Source organism: Sphaerisporangium aureirubrum, from assembly GCF_042658925.1.
Classification (GTDB): domain Bacteria; phylum Actinomycetota; class Actinomycetes; order Streptosporangiales; family Streptosporangiaceae; genus Sphaerisporangium; species Sphaerisporangium aureirubrum.
Genome location: NZ_JBHSRF010000108.1, coordinates 1 through 24,447, shown reverse-complemented (window position 1 = coordinate 24,447; position 24,447 = coordinate 1). Strand labels below are relative to the sequence as shown.

Here is a 24,447-nt window from a genome sequence, read left to right as displayed (position 1 = left end):
GCCCTCCACACCACCCCGCCCGCCCGCACCCGCCCCTCGCACCCATCCCTCCGCACCTCCGTACCCACCGCTCGCACCCACCCCGCCTGTACCACCCCCGTCGCCCCGTCGGGGTTCGTCTTACCGGCGCCGGGTCGGCGGGACGTGGTACGGCGAATCCGGCGCCGACCTACGGCGGACAACCCGCAGTGTGTGCGGCGCCCGGGAAATGGTCCTTGCGGAGGGACGCGCTTCGCGCGAAGCCGCAAGGGCTGTTCTTGTGCGGGGGATACCCCCGCGCCCCGGTCCTGCCGGGCTCACCGTGCTCCACCGCGATACGGTCCGACATTCCCGCCGGTTCGCCTAAATGAATCCGACCTGGCTCCATGCCCGCCGGTTCGCTTCATGCATCCGACCTGGTCCATGCCCGGCGGTTCGCCTCATGCGCCCGACCCGACTCCACGCCCGCCATACGGCCCTGCTTCGTCGCCCTCCGAGGGGTGCGCACCGGCGCCGGTACGGCGGCACGTAGCACGGCGAACCCGGCGCCGCCGAACGGCGGTTGACCTAACCCCTCTTCCGTTACCCGCACGGGGTGTCCGCCCGAACGGACATCCACCCCAGCGGCCGCCCTGGTCGGCGCCGCGACAGCGGAACGCGGTACGGCGAACCCGGCGCCGCCGTACCGCGAGCAACCTGCCCACCGGAACCGCATCGCAGCGGAGCACGGTGAGCCCGGCAGGACCGGAGGCGCGGGGGTGTCCCCCGCATAAGAACAGCCCTTGCGGCTTCCGCGCGAAGCGCGCTCCGCAAGGACCACTTCACCAGCACGACACACAGGCGGGTTGTCCGCCATACAGCGGCGCCGACTTCGCCGAACAACATCCCACCGTCACGGCGCCGGTAAGACGAACCCCCGACGGAGCGACGGGCGACGGCGGGCGACGGGCAGCGGGCGACAGGGGGAAGTAATCACGGCCCCGGGCGGCGGAGCACGGTGAGCCCGGCAGGACCGCGGGCGCGGGGGTACCCCCGCACAAGAACAGTCCTTGCGGCTTCCGCGCGAAGCGCGTCCCTCCGCAAGGACCACTTCACAGCGCGACACACACGGGTTCGCCGCCGCACGGCGGCGCCGACTTCGCCGTACAACATCCCGCCGTCACGGCGCCGATAGGACGAACCCCGACAGAGTGACGGGGGATTGACGACGGCGGGGACGGGGGAGGTAATCACGGCCCCGGGCGGCGAAGCACAGTGAGCCCGGCAGGACCGGGGGCGCGGGGGTGCCCCCTGCACAAGGACAGCCCTTGCGGCTTCCGCGCGAAGCGCGTCCCTCCGCAAGGACCATTTCACCGGCGCAGCGCACACGCGGGTTGTCCCCCGTACGGCGGCGCCGACTTCACCGCTCTACGTCCCGCCGACCCGGCGCCGATAAAACGAGCCCCGACGGAGCGACGGGCGACGGCGGGGGACGGGCAACGGGCGACAGGGAAGGTAATTACGGCCCCGGGCGGCGGAGCACGGTGAGCCCGGCAGGACCGGGGGCGCGGGGGTGTCCCCCGCATAAGAACAGCCCTTGCGGCTTCCGCGCGAAGCGCGTCCCTCCGCAAGGACCATTTCATCGGCGCCGCACGCAGGCCGGGTTGTCCGCCGCATGGCGGCGCCGACTTCGCCGCACTACGTCCCGCCGACCCGGCGCCGGTAAAACGAGCCCTGATGGGGCGACAGGTGGTGCGCGCGGCGTGGGGCGGACAACGTACGGCGGACGCGTGGGGGCGGACGACGGGGTGCGGACGCGTGGGGGCGGACGACGGGGTGCGGACGCGTGGGGGCGGACGACGGGGTGCGGACACCGGGTGCGGACAACGTGATGCGGACGCCGGGGGCGGGTGCTTGGGGGGTTAGAGGCGGGTTGTGGTTATGGGGAGGGAGGAGTCGGCGGGGATGTTCAAGGGGGATGGGGGGGCGCCGGTGGAGAGGAGTTCGGAGCCTAGGGCGGCTACCATGGCGCCGTTGTCGGTGCAGAGGCCTGGGCGGGGGACGCGGAGGCGGATGCCGGCGTGGTCGCAGCGGTCCTGGGCCAGCGCGCGGAGGCGGGAGTTGGCGGCGACGCCGCCGCCGATCAGGAGGTCTTTGACGTCGTACTGGCGGCAGGCCTGGAGGGCCTTGCGGGTCAGGACGTCCACCACGGCCTCCTGGAAGGAGGCGGACACGTCGGGGACCGAGATGGGCTCGCCGGCTCGCTCCTTGGCCTCGACCCAGCGGGCCACGGCGGTCTTCAGGCCGGAGAAGGAGAAGTCGAGGGTGCCGTCGTCGTACTTGCCACGGGGGAAGGCGATGGCGGTTCCGGAGCCGGAGGTGGCGGCGCGGTCGATGTGGGGGCCGCCGGGGAAGGGCAGGCCGAGTACGCGGGCCACCTTGTCGAAGGCCTCGCCTGCGGCGTCGTCCACGGTGGAGCCGAGGGAGATCAGGTCGCCCGCGACGTCGGGGACCAGCAGCAGCGAGGAGTGGCCCCCGGAGACCAGCATCGCGATGCACGGCTTGGGCAGCGGGCCGTGTTCCAGCTGGTCGACGGCCACGTGGGCGGCGAGGTGGTTCACGCCGTACAGCGGGACGCCCAGGCCGAGCGCGTACGCCTTGGCGGCGGCGACCCCGACCAGCAGCGCCCCGGCCAGCCCGGGCCCGGCGGTGACGGCCACGGCGTCGACGTCGGAGAACCGCACCCCGGCCCGCTGGAGGGCCCGCTCCACGGTCGGCGCCATGGCCTCGAGGTGCGCGCGGGAGGCCACCTCGGGCACCACGCCGCCGAACCGGGCGTGTTCCTCGACGCTGGAGGCCACCGTGTCGGCGAGCAGGGTGTGCCCGCGCACGAGCCCGATGCCCGTCTCGTCGCAGGAGGTCTCGATCCCCAGCACCAGGGGTTGATCAGTCACGGTCACCACCCACCTCGGTCTCAACGGCCACGTTCGTCACCCGTCTCGGCAAGCCTGGTCAGGGCCATGATGATCGCGTCGGTCCCGTCGTCGTAGTAGTCGCGGCGGACCCCGATGCGTTCGAAGCCGAAGCGTTCGTACATCCCCTGGGCGGCCGGGTTGTCCGCCCGCACCTCCAGGAAGATCGCGGTGGCCCCGCGCCGCTCGGCCTCGGCGAGGAGCTCGCGCAGCATCGCGCTGCCGATCCCCGCCCGCTGCCGGTCGGCGGCCACCGCGATGGTCTGGACGTCGGCCTGGTCTCCCGCCGCCGCCAGCCCGGCGTACCCGACGATCCGTTCGTCGGCGACGGCGACGATGTAGTGGCGGGTGCGCGGCTGGTCGTGCAGCTCGCCGCGCAGCATGCCCTCGCTCCAGGCGTCGAACGGGAACGTGGCCCGCTCGATGGTCAGCACCGCGGGGAGGTCGAGCTCGGTCATGCGGCGCAGCGACACGGCGCTCACGCCGTCACCTTCTTCGGCGGGCCGGGGACCCGCGCGTCCGGCCGCCGCAGGTAGATCGGCCGGGGCTCGGTCAGTGTCCCGTCCCGCTCCCCGGACGCGAGCCGCTCGGCGGCGAGCGCGGCGAGCGACGCGGCCATGGGGTGGTCGGGGGTGCCGTCCCGCAACCGGTCCTCGCCGAGGACGGCGGCGTACATGCGGGCGCCCGCGCCGATCACCGGCAGGCCGCCGGGTACGTCCTCGGGGTGGCACACCGAAGGCCCTTCGACCCGGGTGCGCGGCCCGGTGTACCGCGCCCAGAACACCTCTTTGCGCCGGGCGTCGGTCAGCACCAGGAAGGGCTCGGTGAGGCCGCTGCCGTACGCGACCGCGTCGAGGCTGCACACGCCGTACGCGGGGACGCCGGTGACGGCGGACAGCGCCTGGGCGGTCATCAGGCCGACCCGCAGCCCGGTGTACGGCCCGGGCCCGGTGCCCGCGACGATCGCGTCGGCGTCGCCGAGCGCGACGCCGGCCTCCCGCAGCACCCTTTGGATGGCGGGAACCAGCAGCTCACCGTGGCGGCGAGCGTCGATAGTGGTCGACTCGCCCAGCACGCGCGCACCGTCGTGCAGCGCGACGGTGACGGCCGGGGTAGCGGTGTCGAAGGCCAAGACCAGCACGAACGTTTAGCCTAGCCGCTCCCGCACACCCGATCGGTCACACCAGGGAGGCGTAGACGATGACGTTGTCAAGGTATTCGTGGGTGGAACGGTCGAACGCGCCGCCGCAGGTGACCAGGCGCAGGCCGTCGTCGACGTAGACGCGCTCGGCGGGGAAGTCGTCCTTGGAGATCTGTTCCACCGTGTCGACCTTGTAGTGGGCGGTCTTGCCGTCGCTGCGCACCACCTTGATCGCGGCGCCCTTCTTGACCTGTCGGAGGCGGTAGAAGACGGCGGGCGCGGTCTTGGTGTCCACGTGCCCGATGATCACGGACGGGCCCGTCTCGCCGGGCACCACGCTCTGGTCGAACCACCCGGCGGTGGCGGGCTTCTCGAACGGCGGCAGCTCGACCTCGCCGTCCCCTGCCAGACCGAGCTTCATCAGCGGCGCCTTGATGCTCAGGGACGGGATCTCCAGCCGCTGCGGCACGGCGGCCGGCGCCTTGCGGGGTTCCTCGGGGGCGTCCCCGCCGCGCCCGGCGAGGGCGAACATGACGGTCCCGGTGACGAAACCGGCCACGATGATCTTGAACCACTTGGAATCGGCCATGGAGCGACCAACGGACCTGTCGTCAGCGGGACCTGCGGCGGGCCACCGCGACGCCACCCGCGAGAGCACCGGCCAGCACCGCCACCGTCACCCCGATCGGGATGCCGGAGGACGGCTCGTCCTGCGCGCCGGCGGCCGTGCCGCCGCCGCCGGCCCTCGGGGCGCGGGTGGGGACGACGCGGGTGCGGGTGGGGGCGGGGGACGGCCTGGCGGTCACGGTGAGCGTGGTGAAGCCGGTGTCGTTGGTGCCCTCGCACTTGACCTCGACGCGGTAGCGGCCGGGGGCGCTGTCCTCGTCCACGAGCGCGAAGCCGCGGACCTCGGGCGAGGGGGCCGTCGTCTCGGTGGGCGTCGCGGACGCCGACGGGGTGATGGGCGGGGGCTGGGTGAGGGTGACGACGCCGGTGAAGGCGTCGGACCTGGCGGTGGCGCGGTAGTCGGTGCCGCCCTGTGGGAGCGGGCAGAAGGCGCGGACCCGGATCGACCTGGTGGCCCCGCCCTGCACGCGATCGGGGATGAGCTGGACCCGGATGTCCTGGCGGCTCATCGTGGGGACCGGCGTGGCCGTGGGATCGGTCTGCGCCGCGGCCGTACACCCTACGGCCGAGAATAAGAATGCTCCAGCAACCGTGACCCGCCCGACACTGCGCACCGGTGCACTCCACTTCGCGTCCGACAGAACCCGCCCTGATATGACCACGCTTAGGTGTTACGCCACCTGAATACCCAGAAAACTCCGGACAACCCGTGGAACGATCTTCCTTCCGATGATCCGCACCAGGGGTGGCGTGCGTCAAGGCACGCCAGACTACCGGTCTAGATCAGCTCGCGGGCGGCGCTTCGAACCACTCCGGCGCGCCGGACCACCGGCCGCCCACGCCGCGGACCCGGATCACCCGCTCGTCCCCGGCGTCGGCCCGCTCGATGGAGACCTCCAGCCGGTCCTCGGTGAGGCCCTCCACCAGGCCCTCTCCCCACTCGACGACGGTGACGGAGTCCTCCAGCGAGGCGTCGAGGTCCAGGTCGTCGACCTCCAGGGCTCCCCCGAGGCGGTACGCGTCCGCGTGCACGAGCGCCGGGCCGCCGGTCCGCGAGGGGTGGACCCGCGCGATCACGAACGTCGGCGAGGTGATGGGCCCCCTGACCTTCAGCCCTTCGGCGATTCCCTGCACCAGGGTCGTCTTGCCCGCCCCGAGCGGGCCCGACAGCACCACTAGGTCTCCGGGCCGCAGCACCCGGGCCAGTTCCTCGCCGAGCGCGCGCGTACGCTCCGCCGTGTCCGCCAGCCTCACCGGAACCTCCTGAACGACCGATCGCCCCGCCTCACCGGGTGCCTCCCGCCACGTCAGCCTCGGGCTCGTCGTCCCCGACGGGGGCGGGGTCCAGGCCGGCCAGGGCGGCGATGGACTTGTCGGCGTCCGCCTCGGCGACGGCGCCGAGGAGCTCGGCGATGGCCTCGTTGACGATGGCCGGCTGCTCCAGCAGCACCAGGTGGGAGGCGCCGGGGACCAGGGTCAGCCGCGCCGTCGGGAGGCCCGCGGCGATGGCCTTGCTGTGCTCCACGGGGGTGAGCCAGTCCTTCTCGCCGACGACGACCGAGGTCGGGACCTTGTTCAGCACGTCGAGGGCGGAGAGCTTGTCGTGGGACATCAGCGCCGGGTAGAAGTCGGCGATCACGTCGGTGGGCGTAGAGCGGATCATGGACTCGGCGAAGTCGACGACCGTCGGGCTGACGGTGGACGGGTCGCCGAAGCCGAGGTAGCGCAGGGCGAGGAACGACACGTCGGTGCCCGCCTGGCGTCCCCGGTCGACGAGCGCGGCGCGGCGGCCGAGCACCGACACGGCGGGCGGCGCCGCCCAGTGGACCACCTTGGAGATCAGCGCGGGCAGCCCCAGCGTCAGCTCGGCCAGCCGTCCCGCCGACGTGGCGATCAGCGCCACGCCGCGGACCTTCTCGCCGAACAGCTCAGGATGGCTGTCGGCCAGCGCCATGACCGTCATGCCGCCCATGGAGTGCCCCACCAGCACGCACGGCCCGGGGACGAGCGCCTTGAGCACCTCGGCGAGGTCGTACCCCAGCCGGTCGATCGTGCAGTCCTCGGCGGGGGTGCGGGTGGACCGGCCGTGGCAGCGCTGGTCCCAGAACACCATGCGGTGGGTGTCGCGCAGCTCCCGGCGCTGGTAGTGCCAGGAGTCGAGGTTCAGCGTGTACCCGTGGCAGAACACGATGGTCAGCGGGGCGTTCTCCGGCCCGTCGACCTCGGCGTGCAGCTCCACGCCGTCGGAGGTCTTCACGACAACCGGACGGCCGCGCATCTCGCCGAACGGCTCGCTCGCCTCCAGATCGGGCCGCAGACGGATGCGCCCCACGGCGTACCGTTTTGCCAGGGCGCTGGCCGCCAGACCCGCCGATGCGGTTCCGACGATCGCCCCGGCGATCCCGATCTTGCGCCGCGACATTCCCGACCTCCTCTTACCGGTGAACGCGCGGGACGCGCGCACCAATCCTGGTCACGATCTCATGGGTGATCGTGCCCAGGGAATCGGCCCACTCCTGAGCGGTCGGCTCACCCGAGGTACCCGGCCCGAACAGGATCACCTCGTCCCCCTCACGCACGTCGTCGTCCCCCAGGTCGATCATGAACTGGTCCATGCAGACCCGGCCCGCGATCGTACGCCTGCGGCCCGCGGCCATGACCTGCCCACGGTTGGTCGCCGCACGCATGATCCCGTCGGCGTATCCGAGAGGGACCAGCCCGAGGGTGGTCTCGCGCTCGGTGGTGTAGAGGTGGCCGTACGACACCCCCGTGCCCGCCGGGACCCGCTTGGCCATCGCCAGCCGGGCCGTCAGCGTCATCGCGGGCCGCAGCCCGAAGTCGCCGAGCTCGGGGATCGGGCTCAGGCCGTACACGGCGATGCCCGGCCGCACCATGTCGTAGCGCGCGGCGGGCAGCGACACGGTGGCCGCGGAGTTGGCGATGTGCCGCAGCACGTGGGAGCCCCCGGCCCCGGCCTTCTCCGCGACCGCCAGGGCCTCGTCGAACGCCGCCAGCTGGCGGCCGATCGACGGGTGTCCCGGCATGTCGGCGCAGGCGAAGTGGGACCACAGGCCCACGATCTCGACGGCCCCGGTGGCCTGAAGGGCCAGCGCCCGGTCCACCAGCGCGGGCCACCCGGCCGCGGTGGCACCGCCCCGCGAGATGCCGGTGTCCGCCTTCAGGTGGACCCTGGCGGTGCGCCCGGCGCGACCGGCCGCGGCGGCGATGGCGTCGGCCACCCAGATGTCCCCCGCCGACAGCTCGACGCCGGCGGCGACCGCGTCCTGGAGCGGCTCGTCCGGCGTGATGATCCACGACAGGATCGGCGCGGTGACCCCGGCGGCCCGCAGCTGGAGGGCCTCCCGGAGGAAGGCGGTGCCGAGGCGGTCCGCCCCGGCGGCCAGGACGGCGCGGGCGCACGGCACCAGGCCGTGGCCGTAGGCGTCGGCCTTGACCGCGACCATCATCTCGGCACCGGGGGCGTGCCCGCGCAGCACCGCGATGTTGTGCTCGATCGCCGAGAGATCCACCCGCGCTTCGGCGGGCGTGCTGAGGGATGCGCTTATGGGAGACTCACCCTTTCGGTCTTCGCAGGCCGCGCCGCGGCGCGGAGCCGGTTCACCCGCCCGCCACCAGGGAGCGGATCGCGCCGGGGAGCTCCCGGGCGATGTCGAGGGCCGCGATCGGCGCCTCGCCGCCACCCGGGCCGCCCGCGGCCGCCCGGCCGGCCAGACCGTGGACGTACGCGGCGCAGGAGGCGGCGTCGAGCGCGCTCAGGCCGCCGGCGAGGTAGGCCCCGGCGATGCCGGCGAGCACGTCGCCGGTGCCTCCGGTGGCCAGCCACGGGGTGCCGGTGAGGTTCACCCTGACCGGCCCGCCCTCCTCGGCCACAAGGGTAGTCGACCCCTTGAGCAGCACCGTGACGCCGAGTTCCGCGGCCGCGCGGCGGGCGTAGTACAGCCGCCGGGCCTCGATCTCGTCCGCGGGCACGCCGAGGAGGCGGCCGAGCTCGCCGGTGTGCGGGGTGATCAGCGTGGGGGCCGCGCGGCGGAGCAGGGAGCGGTCGCGGGCGGCCAGGGTGAGGCCGTCGGCGTCGACCAGCGCGGGCACGCCGGCGGCCAGCGCGGACGCGGCCAGCGCGTGCGCGTCGTCGTCGGTGCCCATGCCCGGCCCCACCACCCACGCCTGCACCCTGCCGACGTCCTTGACGTCCTCGCCGGGGGAGACGACGGCGGTGACCGCCTCCGGCCAGCGGGCGCGCACCTGCCGTACCGGCTCGGCGGCGCCGGCGAAGCGCACCAGCCCGGCCCCGGCCCGCACGGCCCCGGCGACGGCGAGCACGGCGGCGCCGGTGAAGCGGTCGCTGCCGGCCACGACGCCGATCACGCCTCTGCGGTACTTGTTCGACTCGGCGCCGGGCCTGGGCAGCCTGCCCGCCACGTCGGGGCCGGTGAGCGCGACCACGCCGGGCTCCGGGAGGTACGGGCCGAGGCCGATGCCGGCCACCCGCAGGGCGCCGACGCGGGACGCGCCGGGGTCGATGAGCAGGCCCGCCTTGGCCGCGCCGAACGTCACGGTGAGATGGGCGGTCACCGCGTCGCCCTCCACCTCGCCGGTGCTCGCGTCCACGCCGCTCGGCACGTCCACGGCGACCACCACGCCCGGTGCCCCGGCCGCCAGCCGGGCCAGCCCGGCGTACGGCTCGCGCAGCGCCCCGGTGCCGCCGATGCCCACGAGGCCGTCCACCAGCACGTCCGCCCGATCGACCAGAGCGCGCACCGCGGGATCGGAGGTCCCCTGGGACAGGCCGAGGCGCCGACCGCCCGCGCGGGTCAGCTCGGCCAGGCCGTCCTCGTGCACGCGCTTCCCGGCGAGGACGGCGTCCACCCTGGCGCCCCGGCGGGCCAGCAGCGCCCCGGCGTACAGCGCGTCGCCGCCGTTGTCGCCGCTCCCGACCAGCAGCACCACCCGCGAGCCGTACACGCGGGGCAGCGCCTCCACGCACGCGACGGCCAGGGCGGTGGCCGCCCGCCGCATGAGGGTGCCCTCGGGCAGGAGGGCCATCAGCGCCCGCTCGGCCGTTCTGATCTCGTCGGACGTGTACGCGGTCAGCACCTCACCGAATCTAGCCGCCCCCGATCTCCGGCGGAAACGCGCCCCGCGAGCCATGGGCCCCGCGATCTCCGGCGGAAGGCGGCCGCGTCCTCACCCCTCGGCGATGACGTACGCGACGGCGAGCCCGCCGTCGTGGCTGAGCGACACGTGCCAGCGGGCCACCCCGAGGGCCGCCGCCACCTCGGCCGCCCGCCCGGTCACCGTCAGCACCGGGCGGCCGTGCCCGGCCGTGGTGATCTCGGCGTCCCTGTGGTCCAGGCCGGGCGGCGCGCCGAGCGCCTTGGCCACCGCCTCCTTCGCGGCGAACCTGGCGGCCAGCGACGGCAGCGGCAGCCCCCGCTCCGCGTCCGTGAACAGCCGGTCCCGCAGCCGGGGCGTGCGCGCCAGGGCGGCCTCCAGCCGGGCGATGTCCACGACGTCCACCCCGATGCCGACGATCACACTCATGAGCATAGAGTTCGGGGCCATGGAGGCACCGCACCCGTACGTCGAGCTCAGCCGCGCCCAGTGGCGGGAGCTGCGCGAGAACACGCCTCTCACGCTGACGGCCGCCGAGCTGGAGGAGCTGCGCGGCGTCGACGACCCCATCGACCTCGCCGAGGTCACCGACATCTACCTGCCGCTGACCCGCCTGCTGAACCTGCACTTCACCGGGGCCCGTCTGCGCAGCGCGGCGGTGAACACCTTCCTCGGCGACGACCAGCCGCCCCCGCCGTACATCCTCGGCATCGCGGGCAGCGTCGCGGTCGGCAAGTCGACCACCGCCCGCCTGCTGCACACCCTGCTGGCCCGCTGGCCCGAGCACCCCCGGGTCGACCTGATCACGACCGACTCGTTCCTGTACCCCAACAAGGTGCTGGAGGAGCGCGGCATCTCCCACCGCAAGGGCTTCCCCGAGAGCTACGACCGGCGGGCGCTGGTGCGCTTCGTGGCGGACGTCAAGGCGGGCGTGGAGGAGGTGCGCGCCCCCGTGTACAGCCACCTGGAGTACGACATCGTGCCGGAGGCGTCCCAGACCGTGCGGCGGCCGGACATCCTCGTCATCGAAGGCCTCAACGTGCTCCAGCCCGCTCCCCCGGCGGCGCTCGCGGTCAACGACTACTTCGACTTCTCGATCTACGTGGACGCCCGGGTCGAGGACATCAGGTCGTGGTACGTCGACCGCTTCCACAAGCTGCGCCGCACGGCGTTCGCCGACCCCAAGTCGTACTTCTCCTACATCGCCGAGCTGTCGGACGAGGACGCCACCAGGTTCGCCAGGCAGGTCTGGCGGGACGTCAACGAGCTGAACCTCGTCGAGAACATCGCCCCCACCCGGGGCCGGGCCGGGCTGATCCTCTACAAGGGCCCCGACCACTCGGTGCGCCGCGTGCGCCTGCGCCGCACCTAGGCTTCGATCATGCTGCACCTGAGGGTGATCTCCCCCGCCGCCCGCACCTCCGAGGTGCTCGCCATGCTGACCGACACGGCCGGCGTCACCAACGTGATCCTGCTGCCCGGCGCCGGGCAGCGGCCCGAGGGCGACCTCGTGATGTTCGAGGTGACCCGCGAGGGCGCCAACGCGGTCATCGAGCACCTCAAGGAGCTCGGCATCGCCGAGGAGGGCTCGATCGCCGTCGAGCGGGTCGACCTGTCGCTGTCCAAGGTCGCCGACGAGGCCGAGGCGCAGGTCCCCGGCGCGCCCGCCGACGCCGTGGTGTGGGACGAGCTGGCCGAGCAGATGTCGGACGACTGCCGCATCACCTGGGCGTTCCTAGCGTTCCTCACCATCGCCACCATGCTCGCGTCGATCGGGGTGCTGCTGCCGTCGATCATCCTGATCGTGGGGGCGATGGTGCTCGGGCCGGAGTTCGGCGCGGTGGCGGCGGTGTCGTTCGGGCTGCTGCGCCGGGACGGGCGGCTGATCACCGCGGCGCTGCGCACCCTGCTGATCGGGTTCGCCGTGGCCATCGCCGTCACCTGCGTGTTCGCCCTGGCGCTGCGGGGCCTCGGGTGGATCGGCCCTGACACGCTGAACGGCGGCCACGACGAGGTGACGTTCATCGTCAAGCCCGACCGCTGGTCGTTCATCGTGGCCCTGCTGGCGGGCGCCGCGGGGGTGCTGTCGGTCACCGCGGGCAAGTCCTCGGCCCTGGTCGGGGTCTTCATCTCGGTGACCACGGTCCCGGCCGCCGGGTACGCCGCCGTGGCCGTGGCGACCGGGCGGTGGGACGACGTCACCGGCTCCGCCGTGCAGCTGCTCGTCAACATCGTCGGCATGGTGATCGCCGGGACGGCCATCCTCCTCGTGCAGCGCGCGTTCTGGTCGAAGTACGGCCTGCGTATCACGCCGCCCGCCGCGCGGAGGAGGCACGATTCCTCCGTGTGAGGGAGCCGCCGGGGGTGCGGGCTTGGATAGTGTCCCTGGCATGACCATCCTCGCCACCGAGGGACTCACCAAGCGATTTCCGAGGGTGACGGCGCTCGACCGGCTCACCGTCACCATGGAGCCGGGCGTAACGGGCCTGGTCGGCGCGAACGGCGCGGGGAAGTCCACCTTGATCAAGATCCTGCTCGGACTGCTGCCGCCCACCGAGGGCCGCGCCTCCGTGCTCGGTCTTGACCCCGCCACCCAGGCGCTCGACATCCGCCGCACCGTCGGCTACATGCCCGAGCACGACTGCCTGCCGCCCGACGTCTCGGCCACCGAGTTCACCGTCCACATGGCCCGCATGTCGGGCCTGCCGCGCGGCGCCGCCCGCGAGCGCGCCGCCGACACGCTGCGGCACGTCGGCCTGTACGAGGAGCGCTACCGTCCCATCGGCGGCTACTCCACCGGCATGAAGCAGCGGGTCAAGCTGGCCCAGGCCCTGGTGCACGACCCCAGCCTGCTGTTCCTGGACGAGCCGACCAACGGCCTGGACCCCCGGGGCCGGGACGACATGCTGGAGCTGATCCGGCGCATCGGCTCCGAGTTCGGCATCAGCGTGATGGTGACCTCCCACCTGCTCGGCGAGCTCGAACGCGTCTGCGACCACGTCATCGTCATCGACGGCGGGCACCTGTTGCGCTCGTCGGCCATCGGGGACTTCACCCAGGCCACCCAGTTGATCACCGTCGAGGTGGAGGAGGGCGGGGACGCGCTCGCCGACCGGCTGCGCGCCGAGGGCCGCGTCGTCACCACGCACGGCCGCCTGCTCACCGTGGACGCCGGGGTGCCCGGCGCGCACGACCTGGTGCGGGACGCGGTGTGCGAGCTGAACCTGTCGCTGGTGCGCCTGGAACAGGGCCGCCACCGCATCGAGGACGTCTTCCGGGAGGAGGCCGCGAATGTCTGAGCCGGGCATCGCCCCCACGGCCGACCGGCCCATGCCGACCGGGGTCATCCACGACATCGGGTACCGCCACTACGACGGCCCGCGCCGCGGCCGGGACCACGCCTTCGCCGCGCTCACGCTCAACAGCCTGCGCGGGGTGTTCGGGCTGGGCCGCACCGCGCGGGCCAAGATCATGCCGTTCGTGCTCTTCGGGGTGATGATGCTGCCCGCGGTGGTGTCCATCGCGGTGATGGCCTTCATCAAGGAGCGCGCCATCCCGTACCCCGCGTACGCCGTCACCATGCAGGCCGTGCTCGCGGTCTTCCTGGCCGCGCAGTCGCCGTACCTCGTGGCGCCCGACCTGCGGTTCCGGGTGCTGCCGCTGTACATGTCCCGCCCCATCACGGCGCTGGACTACGTCGCGGCCAAGCTGAGCGCGATGGTCCTCGCGATGTTCCTGATGATCGCGCTCCCGCTGACCCTGCTGTTCGCCGGCGAGCTGCTGGTGGACCTGCCGGGCCCGCCGCACACGGGGGACTACTTCGCCGCGATGGGCACCGCGGTGATCTACGCGGTGCTGCTCGCCGCGATCGGCGTGGCGCTGGCGTCGTTCACGCCGCGCCGCGGGCTCGGCGTCGCCTCGGTGATCGCCGTCTACCTGCTGTCGTCGGCGGTGTCGGCGGTCCTGGTCGGCCTGCTGATGTCGACGAGCCGGGACGCCGCGGCGGCCTGGGCCTGGTACGTCAACCCGTTCTTCCTGGTGGACGCCGTGCAGAACTGGCTGTTCGGCGTCGCGGCCAACAACGACGGCGGCTATCCGCCGGACATCGGCGGTCCCGTGGCGGTCGCGGCCGTGGTCGCCCTCATCGCGCTGTGCATCGCCGCTCTCGTCCTCCGCTACCGCAAGGCGGCCGCGTCGTGAACATCGAACTCGCCCAGGTCTCCCGCTGGTACGGCAACGTGGTCGCGGTCAACGACGTCACCATGACGGTCGGCCCCGGCGTCACCGGCCTGCTCGGCCCGAACGGCGCGGGCAAGTCGACGTTGCTGCACATGATGGCCGGCTTCCTCGCCCCCTCCACCGGCACCGCCACGATGGACGGCAAGCCGATCTGGCGCAACCACCAGATCTACCGCTCCATCGGCCTGGTGCCCGAGCGCGAGGCGGTCTACGGCTTCCTCACCGGCTGGCAGTTCGTGTTGTCCGGCGCCAAGCTGCACGGCCTGCCGTCCCCCGAGGACGCCGCCGCCAAGGCCCTCGCCATGGTCGAGATGGAGGACGCCAAGGACCGGCGGATCGAGACTTACTCCAAGGGCATGCGCCAGCGGGTCAAGGTCGCCGCCGCGCTGGTGCACGACCCGCAGGTGCTGCTGCTGGACGAGCCGTTCAACGGCATGGACCCTCGCCAGCGCCTCCACCTGATGGACCTCGTGCGCGAGCTCGGCGCCGCCGGGCGCACCATCCTGTTCAGCTCGCACATCCTGGAGGAGGTCGAGCGGGTCGCCCAGCAGATCGAGGTGCTGGTCGCCGGGCGGCACGCCGCGTCCGGCGACTTCCGGGAGATCCGCAGGCGCATGACCGACCGGCCCCACCTGTTCCGGGTCCGCTCCAGCGACGACCGGCGGCTGGCCGCCGCGCTCATCGCCGACGCGTCCTCCGGGGCCGTCTCGCTCGGCACGGCCGGGCTGGAGGTCCAGGCCGTGGACTTCCGCCGGTTCACCTGGCTGCTCCCCCGGGTCGCCCGCGACGAAGGGATCACCCTCACCGAGGTGTCCCCGGCCGACGAGGACCTGGAAAGCGTCTTCTCCTACCTGATCTCCGGGAGCACACGATGAACTCCGTCGTCGCCGGCATCACCTTCCGCGCCGTGCTCGGGCGGCGCCGCGTGCTGCTCCTGCTGCTGCTCCCGCTGGTGCTGCTCGGCCTGGCCGTCCTGCTGAGGGCTCTCGGCAGCACCGACGAGAAGGCCGCGATCACCCTGATGCAGGTGTACGCGATCGGCACCATGCTCCCGCTGCTCGGGCTGATCGCGGGCACCGGCACCATCGCCCCCGAGATCGACGACGGCACGATCATCCACCTGCTGTCCAAGCCCATCTCCCGGCCGGTGATCGCCACCACCAAGTTCGCCGTCGCGGCGGTGCTGCTCGCGGCGTTCGCCACGGTGCCGACCTTCCTCGCGGGGTACCTGCTGCTGCGCGGCGAGGCGGGCATCGCGTACGGCTTCGCGGTGGGGTCGCTGGTCGGCGGCATCGCCTACGCGGCGGTGTTCCTGCTGCTCGGCGTGGTCACCCGGCACGCGGTGACGATCGGCATCATCTACGCCGTGGTCTGGGAGAACCTCGTCGGCGGCTACGTGCCGGGGGCACGGAACTTCTCCATCCAGCAGTGGGCGCAGACCTTCGCCGCCGAGATCAGCACCTCCGGGTTCCTGACGGCCTCGGTGAGCATGGGCTTCGCCGTGCCCGCCGTGCTGATCGTCACCGTCGGGTCGGTGGTGTGGGCCGGGCAGCGCCTGCGCGTGCTGTCCCTCACCGGGGACGAGTGACGTAACTTTCACGCTCCTCCCCGCGGCGACCTGCGCGGACCCCGCCGGGAGGTGAGCGGAGCTGTCGCACCGGGGGCGGCGCGTCTACCGTGAGCGCGTCGTCCCTGGAGGCGCGTCATGATCGACCGGGTGCTCTCCCGCCCGCTTCGCGGCCTGCTGGTGTTCCTCTGCGTCGCGGCGCTCGTCGCCGCCGGTACCGCCTGGCGGGCGTACGCCGTGCCGGACACCTCGGCTCCCGTCACCGGGAACTCCACCTACTTCGACGCTCTCGGCTCGCCTTACGGGGGGTGCGGGCTGCCCCAGGCGCAGCTGGACAGCCCGCACTTCGTCGCGCTGAACGTCTACAACACCCCCGGTGACTACGCCTTCTACCCGCGGCCCATCCCGCCGGCGCAGGCCGCCAGGATCGGCCTGTGGGACAACGGCCGCAACTGCGGGCGGTTCGTGCGGGTGTCGATCGGGGACTTCTGCACCGGGGTGAACGACGGCGCGGCCGGGCAGGCGTTCTGCCGCAACGGCTCGTGGGTCTCGGACGCCTACAACGGCGCCACCCTCACCATGATCGTCGCGGACAGCTGTGGCGACCCCAACGGGTGGTGCCGGGACGATCCCTACCACCTGGACCTCGCCAAGAACTCGATCAACCAGTTCGTCAGGAACGGGGCCCCGGTGGGGGACCTGCTGCCGAACCACTACAACAACCGGCGGGTGACCTGGTCGTTCGTCCCGGCACCCGACTACACCGGGGACATCCGCATCGGGTTCATGCAGGGGGCGCAGCGGTACTGGCCGGCCATCGCGGTCTCGCACCTGGCGAACGGCATCCACGGCGTGGAGTACTTCGCGGGCGGCACCTGGCAGCCGGCGCAGATGAACAGCGACATGGGGCAGTCGTTCATCATCGCCCCCCTCGTGACCGCGGGGACCGACTACCGCATCCGGGTCAGGGACGTCACCGACGCGCTGATCAACGGGGGGCGGGAGTACTCGTTCTCGCTGCCCACGTCCTGCGGCACGCAGTGCTCGGCGGCCTACACGGCGGCGACGTACACGACGAGCGGCGGTGGCACGGCCTCCCCGACGGTCACCGTGACCCCCACCGTGACCCCCACGGTGAGCCCCACCCCCACGCTCACCCCGACGCCGACCGCCACGCCCACCCCGACCACGGGCGCGCAGTGCCGGGTGACGTACGCGGCCAACGACTGGGGCGGCGGGTTCAGCGCGACCTTGACCTTCACCAACACCGGCACGATCCCGATCAACTCCTGGACCCTGCGGTTCGCCTTCCCCGGCAACCAGCGGGTCGGCCAGGGCTGGTCGGCGACCTGGTCGCAGTCCGGGGCCCAGGTGACCGCCACCAACCTGTCCTGGAACGGCTCGCTGCCCCCCGGCGGGTCGCTGCAGATCGGCTTCAACGGCACCTACACCGGGACCAACGCGCGGCCCACCTCCTACACGCTCAACGGAGTCGCGTGCGCCCTCGCCTAGGGCGAGCGGGTCCGCTCAGCGGCGGAACATGAGGCGTACGCAGATGCCGACGGCGATGCTGCCGACGGCGAAGAGCAGCAGCACGCAGGAGACCGCGAGCCCGACCAGCCACATGCCGCCGGCTTCCGGCGCGGGGACCGCCCCGCGCCAGCCGGACAGCAGGGCCTGTGGAACGGCGAACGGCACCAGCGCCGCCACGGCGGTGCGCACCGACGCCGTCACCCCGAGGATCACGCCGCCGAGCAGCACGGCCGCGAACAGCCAGGGGTAGAGCAGGGAGCGGAAGAACTCTCCGTCGGTGCCGGTGGCGGACAGCATCCACGTCACCAGGGCGCCGGCGGCGAAGGAGCAGGCGGCGAGCAGCCGATGCCTGTGCCGGTGCGTCACGAGCAGCCACCTTAGACGAGATGGGCTACGCGACGGATATACCGCGCCAAATGGGTTGAGTCTCCAGTTGCTGGAGAGTCCAAGGTTGGATATCGAAGGGCGGCGCCGGCACGGCGCGCACCCTCTATTCGATACGCCGACCCGAATGGATGAAGAAAATGGCAGATTTGGGCAACCTGACAGCCCGTGAGCGGCAACTGATCATCGACGAGTTCGTCCAGCAGGCGTTCGCCGGCATCGACTCCGGCGCGCCGGGCGCCGGAATCGCCCGGGGGATGCGCCAGTTGCCTGACGACGCCCCGGACGACCTCGGCCCCGAACAGGCGGCGGCCTGGGCCGAACTGACCGGATTGATGGCCGACGAGTCCTTCCGGCAGCGGGTCCGCCAGATGGCGGTGACCGGCGCGCGAGGGGAGACCCAGCCGGAGTACGACCCCGCGCCGATCACCGAGCACGCGGGCGCCGCCGCCGCGGCGGGCGTCGCGCCGGAGTCCGCCCAGGGCAGGGAGATCACGGACCGCATCGTCGGCGCGGACACCCCCGCCATCGACCGGACCCGGCTCGCCGACCAGATCGAGATCTTCACCGACCGGCGCGTGGAGCGCTACTGGGAACTCCTGGGCGTGCTGAACGGCCGTCCGGCCTTCACGCCGGCCACCCCGGCCTTCGAGTGGTTCGCCGCCGCCCTGCGCGCGCACGCCTGACGCGAAAGGCGGGGCCCCGGTGTCCGGAGCCCCGCCTTGACGCGTACGAGCCACGCCCTGAGCGCGTGAGGGTCAGCCGCAGGTGGTGCGGACCACCTCGGCGAGACGGGCCGCGAGCTGCTCGGCCTCGTCCTGGGACTCGGCCTCCACCATGACGCGGACCATCGGCTCGGTGCCGCTCGGGCGGATCAGCACCCGCCCGGTGTCGCCGAGAGAGCGTTCCACGTCGGCCACGGCGGCGGCGAGTTCGCCCGACGACGCCGCCTTGACCTTGGAGACGTCCCTGACGTTCACCAGCACCTGGGGCAGCCGGGTCATGGCCGCCGCCAGCTCGTCGAGGGGGCGGCCCGAGCGGGCCACCTCGGCGAGCAGGTGGAGCGAGGTGAGCAGGCCGTCCCCGGTGGTGGCGTGGTCGAGCATCACGACATGCCCTGACTGCTCGCCGCCGAGGTTGAAGCCGCCCTCCTTCATGGCCTCCAGGACGTAACGGTCGCCCACCGCCGTCTCGACCATGGTGAGACCGGCCTTGCGCAGCGCGATCTTGAACCCGAGGTTGGACATGATGGTCGCGACCACGGTGTCCTTGGTCAGCGTGCCCGCCGCGTGCATGGACAGCGCGAGGATCAGCATGATCTGGTCGCCGTCCACCACCTCGCCGGACGGGGTGACCGCCAGGCACCGGTCGGCGTCGCCGTCGTAGGCGATGCCGGCGTCCGCGCCCTGCTCGACGACCGCGGCCCGCAGCGCGTCGAGATGGGTGGAACCCACACCCTCGTTGATGTTGAGACCGTCCGGCGCGGCGCCGATGGTCTCCACCAGCGCGCCCGCGCGCAGCAGCGCCTCCGGCGCCACCATGTGCGCGGCGCCGTGCGCGCAGTCCAGGACCACGCGCATGCCGTCCAGCCGGCCCGGCAGGGACGTCAGCACATGGGAGACATAACGGTCGGCCTCGCCGAACGCGTCGCGCACCCGGCCGACCGCGGCGCCCACCGGGCGGTTCCACTTCTCGCCGAGCCGCTGCTCGATGTCGTTCTCCACCGCGTCGGGCAGCTTGAAGCCGCCGCGGGCGAAGAACTTGATCCCGTTGTCCGGCGCGGGGTTGTGCGACGCGGACAGCATGACCCCGAGATCGGCCCCGAGGGCCGAGGTGAGGTACGCCACCGCGGGGGTGGGCAGCACGCCGAGACGCAGCACGTCCACCCCGGACGACGCGAGACCGGCGACCACCGCGGCCTCCAGGAACTCCCCGGAGGCACGCGGGTCCCGGCCCACGACGGCGACCGGGCGGCCACGCCGCCCGACGCTCGACGCGAACGCGCCGGCATCACCGAGGACGTGAGCCGCCGCGACCGACAGGTCCATGGCGAGCTCGGCCGTGAGGTCGCGACCCGCGACCCCACGGACGCCGTCGGTGCCGAACAACCGGCCCGTCAACGCTTGCTGTACTGCGGAGCCTTGCGGGCCTTCTTGAGGCCGTACTTCTTCCGCTCCTTCACCCGGGCGTCCCGGGTCAGGAAGCCGGCCTTCTTCAGCGGCGCCCGGTTGACCTCGGTGTCCAGGACGGTCAGCGCGCGGGCCAGGCCCATGCGCAGCGCGCCGGCCTGACCGGTCACGCCGCCACCGTCGATGCGCGCGAACACGTCGAACTGGTCCTCGGCGCCGAGCGTCACGAAGGGCTCGTTGACGATCTGCTGGTGGACCTTGTTCGGGAAGTAGTTGTCCAGCGTGCGACCGTTGATGGTCCACTTGCCGGTGCCCGGCACGATGCGCACGCGGGCGACCGCCTCCTTGCGGCGGCCGGTGCCGTACGAGTTGCCCGTGGTGATGGGCTTGCGCGCGGGGGTGTCGCCGGCGGGAGCGGACTCGGTGGTGTACTCGGACGGGAACTCTTCAGGGCTCTCCGCAATGTCCACTTCGCCCTCGAGGGGCGTCTCGACACCGGTGGGCTCGGCCACGGTTCTCCTCTAACTTTCGATCTTGGCGTCAGCCGTCGGCCAACGGTGTACGACTACTGGGCGACTTTGGTGAGCTCGAACGGCACCGGACGCTGAGCGGCGTGCGGGTGCTCGGAACCGGCGTACACCTTGAGCTTCTTGGCCATCTTCCGGCCGAGGGCGTTCTTCGGGAGCATGCCCTTGACGGCCTTCTCGACCGCGCGGTCCGGGCGCTTCTCCATCAGCTCGCTGTAGGGCACCGCGCGCAGACCACCGGGGTAGCCGGAGTGGCGGTACGCCTTCTTCTGCTCGAGCTTGTTGCCGGTCAGGGTCACCTTGCCGGCGTTGATGACGATGACGAAGTCACCGGTGTCGACGTGCGGCGCGAAGATCGGCTTGTGCTTACCGCGGAGCAACGTCGCGACGTGGGTGGCCAGCCGACCCAGCACCACGTCGGTGGCGTCGATGACGTACCACTGACGCTCAACGTCGGTGGCCTTAGGGGTGAACGTGCGCACGGTGGTAAGCCATTCTGGTCGGGTTCGGCATCATAATGATCATGAAGATCGTGGGCGAGCGCACGACGCCCAGACCTTCCGTCTCCACGAACAGGGAGATGACGCCGGACGCGCCGCGCATCGGTCTCGACGGACCGATCCGCACACAACAAATCAACAGGATACCGGTAGCGGCCCGTGCGGGTCAAAACGACTCGCGGATCGCCCGGTGTCCTCGTCCAGTGTACGGCCGTTCAGCGACTGTTCCGCGAATCAGGTAACCCTCGTCTCTTCTTTAACATTGGACAACCTCTCTATATTTGACAGCGGTATGTGCCAGCGCTTCCATCTCCGGCAGACCCAGCGGTCTCCCCGTCGCCGGGCCCACGTGGGTCTGTTGGCATGCCTGGTCGGATTCCTGCTCGGCGCGACGGCGATCTCGTGGCTGGACGCCGCCAGGGAGGCGCCGCGCGACATCTATCTGCAGCCCGGCACGCCGACCCCCATGGCCAGCCGGTTGCTCGCCGCGCCCGAGCCCGCGGGCGGACGCCCGCCGCTGGCCCGCGTCGCCCGCCCCGAGGTTCAGCCCACCGGCGTGACGCGCCCCGGCCCCCGGGCCACGCCGAGCGGCGCGGAGAGGCCGTCCAACTCCATCGACGGCTCCGGCTCGGGTGCCGGCTCCGGCTCCGGCGGCACCGCCGGCACGAAGGTCGGCACCGTGGGCGGCGCCACCGACACCGGGCCGTCCGGCGCGGAAGGGCTGCCGCCCGCGCAGCTGGAGGCGGCGGCCGTCCGCCTCACCAACCAGGAGCGGACCCGCCGCGGCTGCGCCCCCCTGCGGGTGGACTCGCGGCTGACCCGATCCGCCCGCGCCCACAGCCGGGACATGGCCGCCAAGGGCTACTTCGACCACACCTCGCCCCAGGGCACCACGCCCTGGCAGCGCATGGCCCGCGCCGGGTACTCCAACAGCGCGGCGGAGAACATCGCCCGCGGGTACTCCTCGGCCGAGGAGACCGTGCGCGGCTGGATGAACAACGCCGGACACCGCCGCAACATCCTGAACTGCCAGATCAGCACGGTCGGAGTGGGCGTCGCGTACGGCGGCGGGGACACCTGGTGGACCCAGGACTTCGGCTATTCCTGACCTGTTATGTCGCGGTCCCGAGTTAGTCTCGGCGCATGGGTTACCCCGGGGAACAGCCACCGCGCCGCCAGCCGTACCGCCCGTACGAGCCGCCACCCTCCACCCCACCCCCCGACTCCACCCCCGGCGGCCCGGCCGACCCCTGGCCCACCCCCTCCCTCCCCGCGGAGCCCACCCACTCCACGGATCCCACACGCTTCCCGGACCTCTCGCACTCCGCGGACCCGTCACGCTCCCAGGCCCCCTCGTGGCCGAGCGCCGACCCGTCCCCCTCCTCGTCCTGGCCCCAGCCGGACCGCGGCTCCTCCCGGCCCGAAGCCAGCCCGCCCGCCTCCCCGTCCTGGCCTCAGACCGACCCCTGGTCCTCCGCCGAGCCGTCCGCCGCATCGGAACCCCCTGGCCAGTACTCCCGGCCTCTGTCCCGCATGGAGGAACGCCGCCGCCGCGCCGAGGCCGCCCTCAACGGAGAAACCGGCTCACCCACGGGTTCCCCCGGCGCGGGTTCCCCCGGCACGAGCTCGTTCGGCGCCGGCCTCCCTGGGACGGAGTCCCCTGGCGCCGGTTCGTCCACCGCCGCTTCGTCCGGCGCGGGCTCGCCCGGTGCGGGTTCCTCCGGCATCGGGTCGTCCGGTGCGGGGGCGCCTGGGACCGGGGCGTTCTCGGCGTCGCCGTTCGGGGCCGCGTCGTTCGGCGCCGGGCGGAACTTCGGGGAGGACGCCGCGGCGCATCCCCTTGAAATGCCCAGGCGGCCGACCGGCATCGATCCCTTCGAGGCGCGGACGCCGTCCGCCGACCCGTACTCCACCCGGCGGAACGAGACGTTCCCCGGGCAGGGCCCGAGCACCGACCCGTTCGAGGCGCAGCAGGGCGGGGCGTCGCAGGCACGGCCGCGCGACCCGTTCCAGGCATGGGCCGCCCCCGCCGCCCCGGACCCCTCCGCGGGGGAGAACCCCTTCACGGCACGGCAGGCACCCAGCAGGCCGTTCGCCGAGTCCCGCACCGACCAGCACTTCCAGGAGCAGCGAAGCGGTTCCTCCGACACGCTCCGCACTCCGACCGACCCCTTCCAGGTGGTGCGCCCGCAGACCGAGCCCCCCCAGGAGCGAACCACCCGAAGCAACCCCTTCGCCGCCCCGACCACCACCGAGACCACCGGCCCCGGCACGCCCGGCACCGGAACCGGGCCGTTCGGCACTGGAACCGGTACCGGATCACTCGGCACTGGAACCGGTACCGGGCCGTTCGGCACTGGAACCGGATCGCGCGGCGCGGGAGCCGGAACCGGGCCGTTCGGCACCGGGACCGGTGCGTTCGGCACCCGCGACCCGGGCGAAGCCTTCGGTGCCTCGGCAACGACCACAGGCGGGCGTCCCGCCACAGGCGCGGGCGGCCGTCCCGGCACGAGCACCGGCCCGGGAGTGGGCTCCGGCGCGGGCGGCAGCGGTCCCGGCTGGGCCTTCGGCGAGCGGGGTACCGGGGCGGGCGAGACCGCGGCGTCCGGGAGCCAGGGCCGTACGGCCGCCGGCGGGTCGTCCGGGCGGCGGGGTGGAGGTCGTGGGACGGACGAGGAGAGTACGCGTCCGCCGCAGCCGCCGTCGCGGGAGCGCCGGCGCGAGCCCGAGGAGCCGGGGCGCCGGTCACGGGTCCCGCTGCTGCTCGCGGGCGGCGTCGCGGCGCTGCTCGTCGCGGGTGGCGCGATCGTCATCGTCACCAGCGGCGGGGGCACCCCGGCGGGCACGGCCGCGACCGCGTCGCCGCGCCCCGCGGGCCAGGTCCCGCTCGTCGGCACGCCGAACGACAAGGACGGCTACGCCGGGTCCCGCAAGACCGACCCCCAGCCGCTGACCCTGAACGAGCTGTTCGGCCGCAGGAAGATCACCACCAAGGGCCGCACGTACCAGATGACGGTGCGCCGCGCCGACAAGAAGTGCAAGGACGCCGTGCACGGCACCGCCATGCAGAAGGCCCTCACCTCCGGCGGCTGCACCCAGTTCCTGCGCGCCAGCTTCCGTGACGCCCCCGGCGCCCTCATCGGCACGGTCGGGGTGGCCAACCTCAGGACCGCCGCCGCGGCCGTCAAGGCCGCCAAGGTGGGCCGTGGCGGCGAGCTGGAGGACTACGTCAACCCGCTGCAGGGCAAGGACCCCGCGACCAAGCTGCTCGGCAGCGGCACGGACTCCTACGCCATCGCCTGGTCACAGGGCCACTACCTCGTCCTCCTGTGGTTCCAGTACAAGGACGGCCACAAGCCCAGCAAGACCGAGCTGAAGCGCCTCAACCGCGCGGCCGTGGACATCACCGAAGCGAGCGTCTTCAGCGCCCTGGACACCCGAGCCCTCACCGGCGCCCGCGCAAATTGACCCCCCAAACACCCCATTTCCCCACTTAACCCGACAAATCAGGCGACAAACTAGACCGGGAAACGCCCATAGCGGTATGCCGGTCGCCGACTCTGGATACGCTTCCGCGTATGCGTGGCCAGGATTCCGGCTCCGAGCACGAACGCCAGTCCGAGAGCTCAGGGGCTCCCGCAATGCCACCCCCGAGCTTCGGCCAGCCCCACGTGCCCCAGCCCGAGCAAAACCCGTCCCCCCCCACCCCAGAGGGCTCGACGTGGTTCCACGACCCC

Annotated in this window: 24 protein-coding genes; 10 read left to right on the top strand and 14 right to left on the bottom strand. The window is 72.7% G+C overall.

The window, feature by feature from the left end; genetic code table 11:
- Positions 1–1,880: 1,880 nt before the first annotated feature.
- From tsaD to ACFP1K_RS37755, 10 genes are all read right to left on the bottom strand, one after another.
- The gene (gene tsaD, locus ACFP1K_RS37800; RefSeq protein ID WP_380762702.1) at positions 1,881–2,918 is read right to left on the bottom strand and encodes a tRNA (adenosine(37)-N6)-threonylcarbamoyltransferase complex transferase subunit TsaD; all 1,038 of its coding nucleotides are present in this window, start codon (positions 2,916–2,918) and stop codon (positions 1,881–1,883) included.
- A 14-nt stretch (positions 2,919–2,932) separates the two neighbouring features.
- On the bottom strand, positions 2,933–3,388 hold the full coding sequence (gene rimI / locus ACFP1K_RS37795) for a ribosomal protein S18-alanine N-acetyltransferase (protein WP_380762704.1): 456 nt from the start codon (positions 3,386–3,388) through the stop codon (positions 2,933–2,935).
- A 20-nt stretch (positions 3,389–3,408) separates the two neighbouring features.
- A complete protein-coding gene (tsaB, locus tag ACFP1K_RS37790; protein WP_380762699.1) occupies positions 3,409–4,071 on the bottom strand; it encodes a tRNA (adenosine(37)-N6)-threonylcarbamoyltransferase complex dimerization subunit type 1 TsaB in 663 nt (220 codons plus the stop codon).
- Positions 4,072–4,108: 37 nt separating this feature from the next.
- Positions 4,109–4,660: a class F sortase gene (locus ACFP1K_RS37785; protein WP_380762697.1), complete on the bottom strand. Its 552-nt coding sequence runs from the start codon at positions 4,658–4,660 to the stop codon at positions 4,109–4,111.
- 22 nt (positions 4,661–4,682) lie between these two features.
- Positions 4,683–5,207 carry a hypothetical protein gene (locus ACFP1K_RS37780; RefSeq protein ID WP_380762695.1) on the bottom strand — a complete coding sequence of 175 codons (525 nt, stop codon included), beginning with the start codon at positions 5,205–5,207 and terminating at the stop codon, positions 4,683–4,685.
- 274 nt (positions 5,208–5,481) lie between these two features.
- Positions 5,482–5,952 (bottom strand): tRNA (adenosine(37)-N6)-threonylcarbamoyltransferase complex ATPase subunit type 1 TsaE, encoded by a 471-nt coding sequence (gene tsaE / locus ACFP1K_RS37775; RefSeq protein ID WP_380762693.1) that lies wholly within the window; start codon positions 5,950–5,952, stop codon positions 5,482–5,484.
- A 31-nt stretch (positions 5,953–5,983) separates the two neighbouring features.
- The gene (locus tag ACFP1K_RS37770; RefSeq protein ID WP_380762690.1) at positions 5,984–7,120 is read right to left on the bottom strand and encodes an alpha/beta hydrolase; all 1,137 of its coding nucleotides are present in this window, start codon (positions 7,118–7,120) and stop codon (positions 5,984–5,986) included.
- Between the two features lie 13 nt (positions 7,121–7,133).
- The gene (gene alr / locus ACFP1K_RS37765; RefSeq protein ID WP_380762688.1) at positions 7,134–8,228 is read right to left on the bottom strand and encodes an alanine racemase; all 1,095 of its coding nucleotides are present in this window, start codon (positions 8,226–8,228) and stop codon (positions 7,134–7,136) included.
- Between the two features lie 88 nt (positions 8,229–8,316).
- Positions 8,317–9,813, bottom strand: coding sequence for an NAD(P)H-hydrate dehydratase (locus ACFP1K_RS37760; RefSeq protein ID WP_380762686.1), 1,497 nt, complete (start codon positions 9,811–9,813; stop codon positions 8,317–8,319).
- Positions 9,814–9,903: 90 nt separating this feature from the next.
- The gene (locus tag ACFP1K_RS37755) at positions 9,904–10,260 is read right to left on the bottom strand and encodes a holo-ACP synthase (protein WP_380762684.1); all 357 of its coding nucleotides are present in this window, start codon (positions 10,258–10,260) and stop codon (positions 9,904–9,906) included.
- Here ACFP1K_RS37755 and coaA point away from each other — a divergent pair.
- From coaA to ACFP1K_RS37720, 7 genes are all read left to right on the top strand, one after another.
- Positions 10,259–11,203 (top strand): type I pantothenate kinase, encoded by a 945-nt coding sequence (gene coaA / locus ACFP1K_RS37750; RefSeq protein WP_380762681.1) that lies wholly within the window; start codon positions 10,259–10,261, stop codon positions 11,201–11,203. The genes ACFP1K_RS37755 and coaA overlap by 2 nt on opposite strands.
- Positions 11,204–11,212: 9 nt before the next feature.
- Entirely contained in the window at positions 11,213–12,181 is a 969-nt protein-coding gene (locus ACFP1K_RS37745) for a DUF389 domain-containing protein (RefSeq protein WP_380762678.1), read from the top strand.
- 40 nt (positions 12,182–12,221) lie between these two features.
- Positions 12,222–13,130 carry an ABC transporter ATP-binding protein gene (locus tag ACFP1K_RS37740; RefSeq protein ID WP_380762675.1) on the top strand — a complete coding sequence of 303 codons (909 nt, stop codon included), beginning with the start codon at positions 12,222–12,224 and terminating at the stop codon, positions 13,128–13,130.
- Positions 13,123–14,031 carry an ABC transporter permease gene (locus ACFP1K_RS37735; RefSeq protein ID WP_380762673.1) on the top strand — a complete coding sequence of 303 codons (909 nt, stop codon included), beginning with the start codon at positions 13,123–13,125 and terminating at the stop codon, positions 14,029–14,031. The genes ACFP1K_RS37740 and ACFP1K_RS37735 overlap by 8 nt, the downstream gene beginning before the upstream one ends.
- Positions 14,028–14,945, top strand: a complete 918-nt coding sequence (locus ACFP1K_RS37730; protein WP_380762671.1) for an ABC transporter ATP-binding protein — start codon at positions 14,028–14,030, stop codon at positions 14,943–14,945. Before ACFP1K_RS37735 ends, ACFP1K_RS37730 begins: the two co-directional genes overlap by 4 nt.
- Positions 14,942–15,658, top strand: a complete 717-nt coding sequence (locus ACFP1K_RS37725; protein ID WP_380762669.1) for an ABC transporter permease subunit — start codon at positions 14,942–14,944, stop codon at positions 15,656–15,658. The genes ACFP1K_RS37730 and ACFP1K_RS37725 overlap by 4 nt, the downstream gene beginning before the upstream one ends.
- Positions 15,659–15,775: 117 nt before the next feature.
- Complete coding sequence (locus ACFP1K_RS37720; RefSeq protein ID WP_380762666.1) at positions 15,776–17,149, top strand: cellulose binding domain-containing protein; 1,374 nt, start codon at positions 15,776–15,778, stop codon at positions 17,147–17,149.
- 15 nt (positions 17,150–17,164) lie between these two features.
- Here ACFP1K_RS37720 and ACFP1K_RS37715 read toward each other — a convergent pair whose 3' ends face one another.
- Positions 17,165–17,536 carry a hypothetical protein gene (locus tag ACFP1K_RS37715; protein WP_380762664.1) on the bottom strand — a complete coding sequence of 124 codons (372 nt, stop codon included), beginning with the start codon at positions 17,534–17,536 and terminating at the stop codon, positions 17,165–17,167.
- A gap of 158 nt (positions 17,537–17,694) precedes the next feature.
- Between ACFP1K_RS37715 and ACFP1K_RS37710 the strand changes: the two genes are divergently transcribed.
- Positions 17,695–18,240 (top strand): hypothetical protein, encoded by a 546-nt coding sequence (locus ACFP1K_RS37710; protein WP_380762662.1) that lies wholly within the window; start codon positions 17,695–17,697, stop codon positions 18,238–18,240.
- Positions 18,241–18,312: 72 nt separating this feature from the next.
- Here ACFP1K_RS37710 and glmM read toward each other — a convergent pair whose 3' ends face one another.
- Genes glmM through rplM form a run of 3 tightly spaced genes read right to left on the bottom strand, consistent with a single transcriptional unit; the run spans position 18,313 to position 20,692 of the window.
- Positions 18,313–19,674 (bottom strand): phosphoglucosamine mutase, encoded by a 1,362-nt coding sequence (glmM, locus tag ACFP1K_RS37705; RefSeq protein WP_380762659.1) that lies wholly within the window; start codon positions 19,672–19,674, stop codon positions 18,313–18,315.
- Positions 19,671–20,195, bottom strand: coding sequence for a 30S ribosomal protein S9 (gene rpsI / locus ACFP1K_RS37700; RefSeq protein WP_380762656.1), 525 nt, complete (start codon positions 20,193–20,195; stop codon positions 19,671–19,673). The genes glmM and rpsI overlap by 4 nt, the downstream gene beginning before the upstream one ends.
- Positions 20,196–20,248: 53 nt before the next feature.
- Positions 20,249–20,692: a 50S ribosomal protein L13 gene (rplM, locus tag ACFP1K_RS37695; RefSeq protein ID WP_380762653.1), complete on the bottom strand. Its 444-nt coding sequence runs from the start codon at positions 20,690–20,692 to the stop codon at positions 20,249–20,251.
- A gap of 376 nt (positions 20,693–21,068) precedes the next feature.
- Between rplM and ACFP1K_RS37690 the strand changes: the two genes are divergently transcribed.
- The gene (locus ACFP1K_RS37690; RefSeq protein WP_380762650.1) at positions 21,069–21,818 is read left to right on the top strand and encodes a CAP domain-containing protein; all 750 of its coding nucleotides are present in this window, start codon (positions 21,069–21,071) and stop codon (positions 21,816–21,818) included.
- Between the two features lie 35 nt (positions 21,819–21,853).
- Positions 21,854–24,178: a hypothetical protein gene (locus ACFP1K_RS37685; protein ID WP_380762648.1), complete on the top strand. Its 2,325-nt coding sequence runs from the start codon at positions 21,854–21,856 to the stop codon at positions 24,176–24,178.
- Positions 24,179–24,447: the final 269 nt, after the last annotated feature.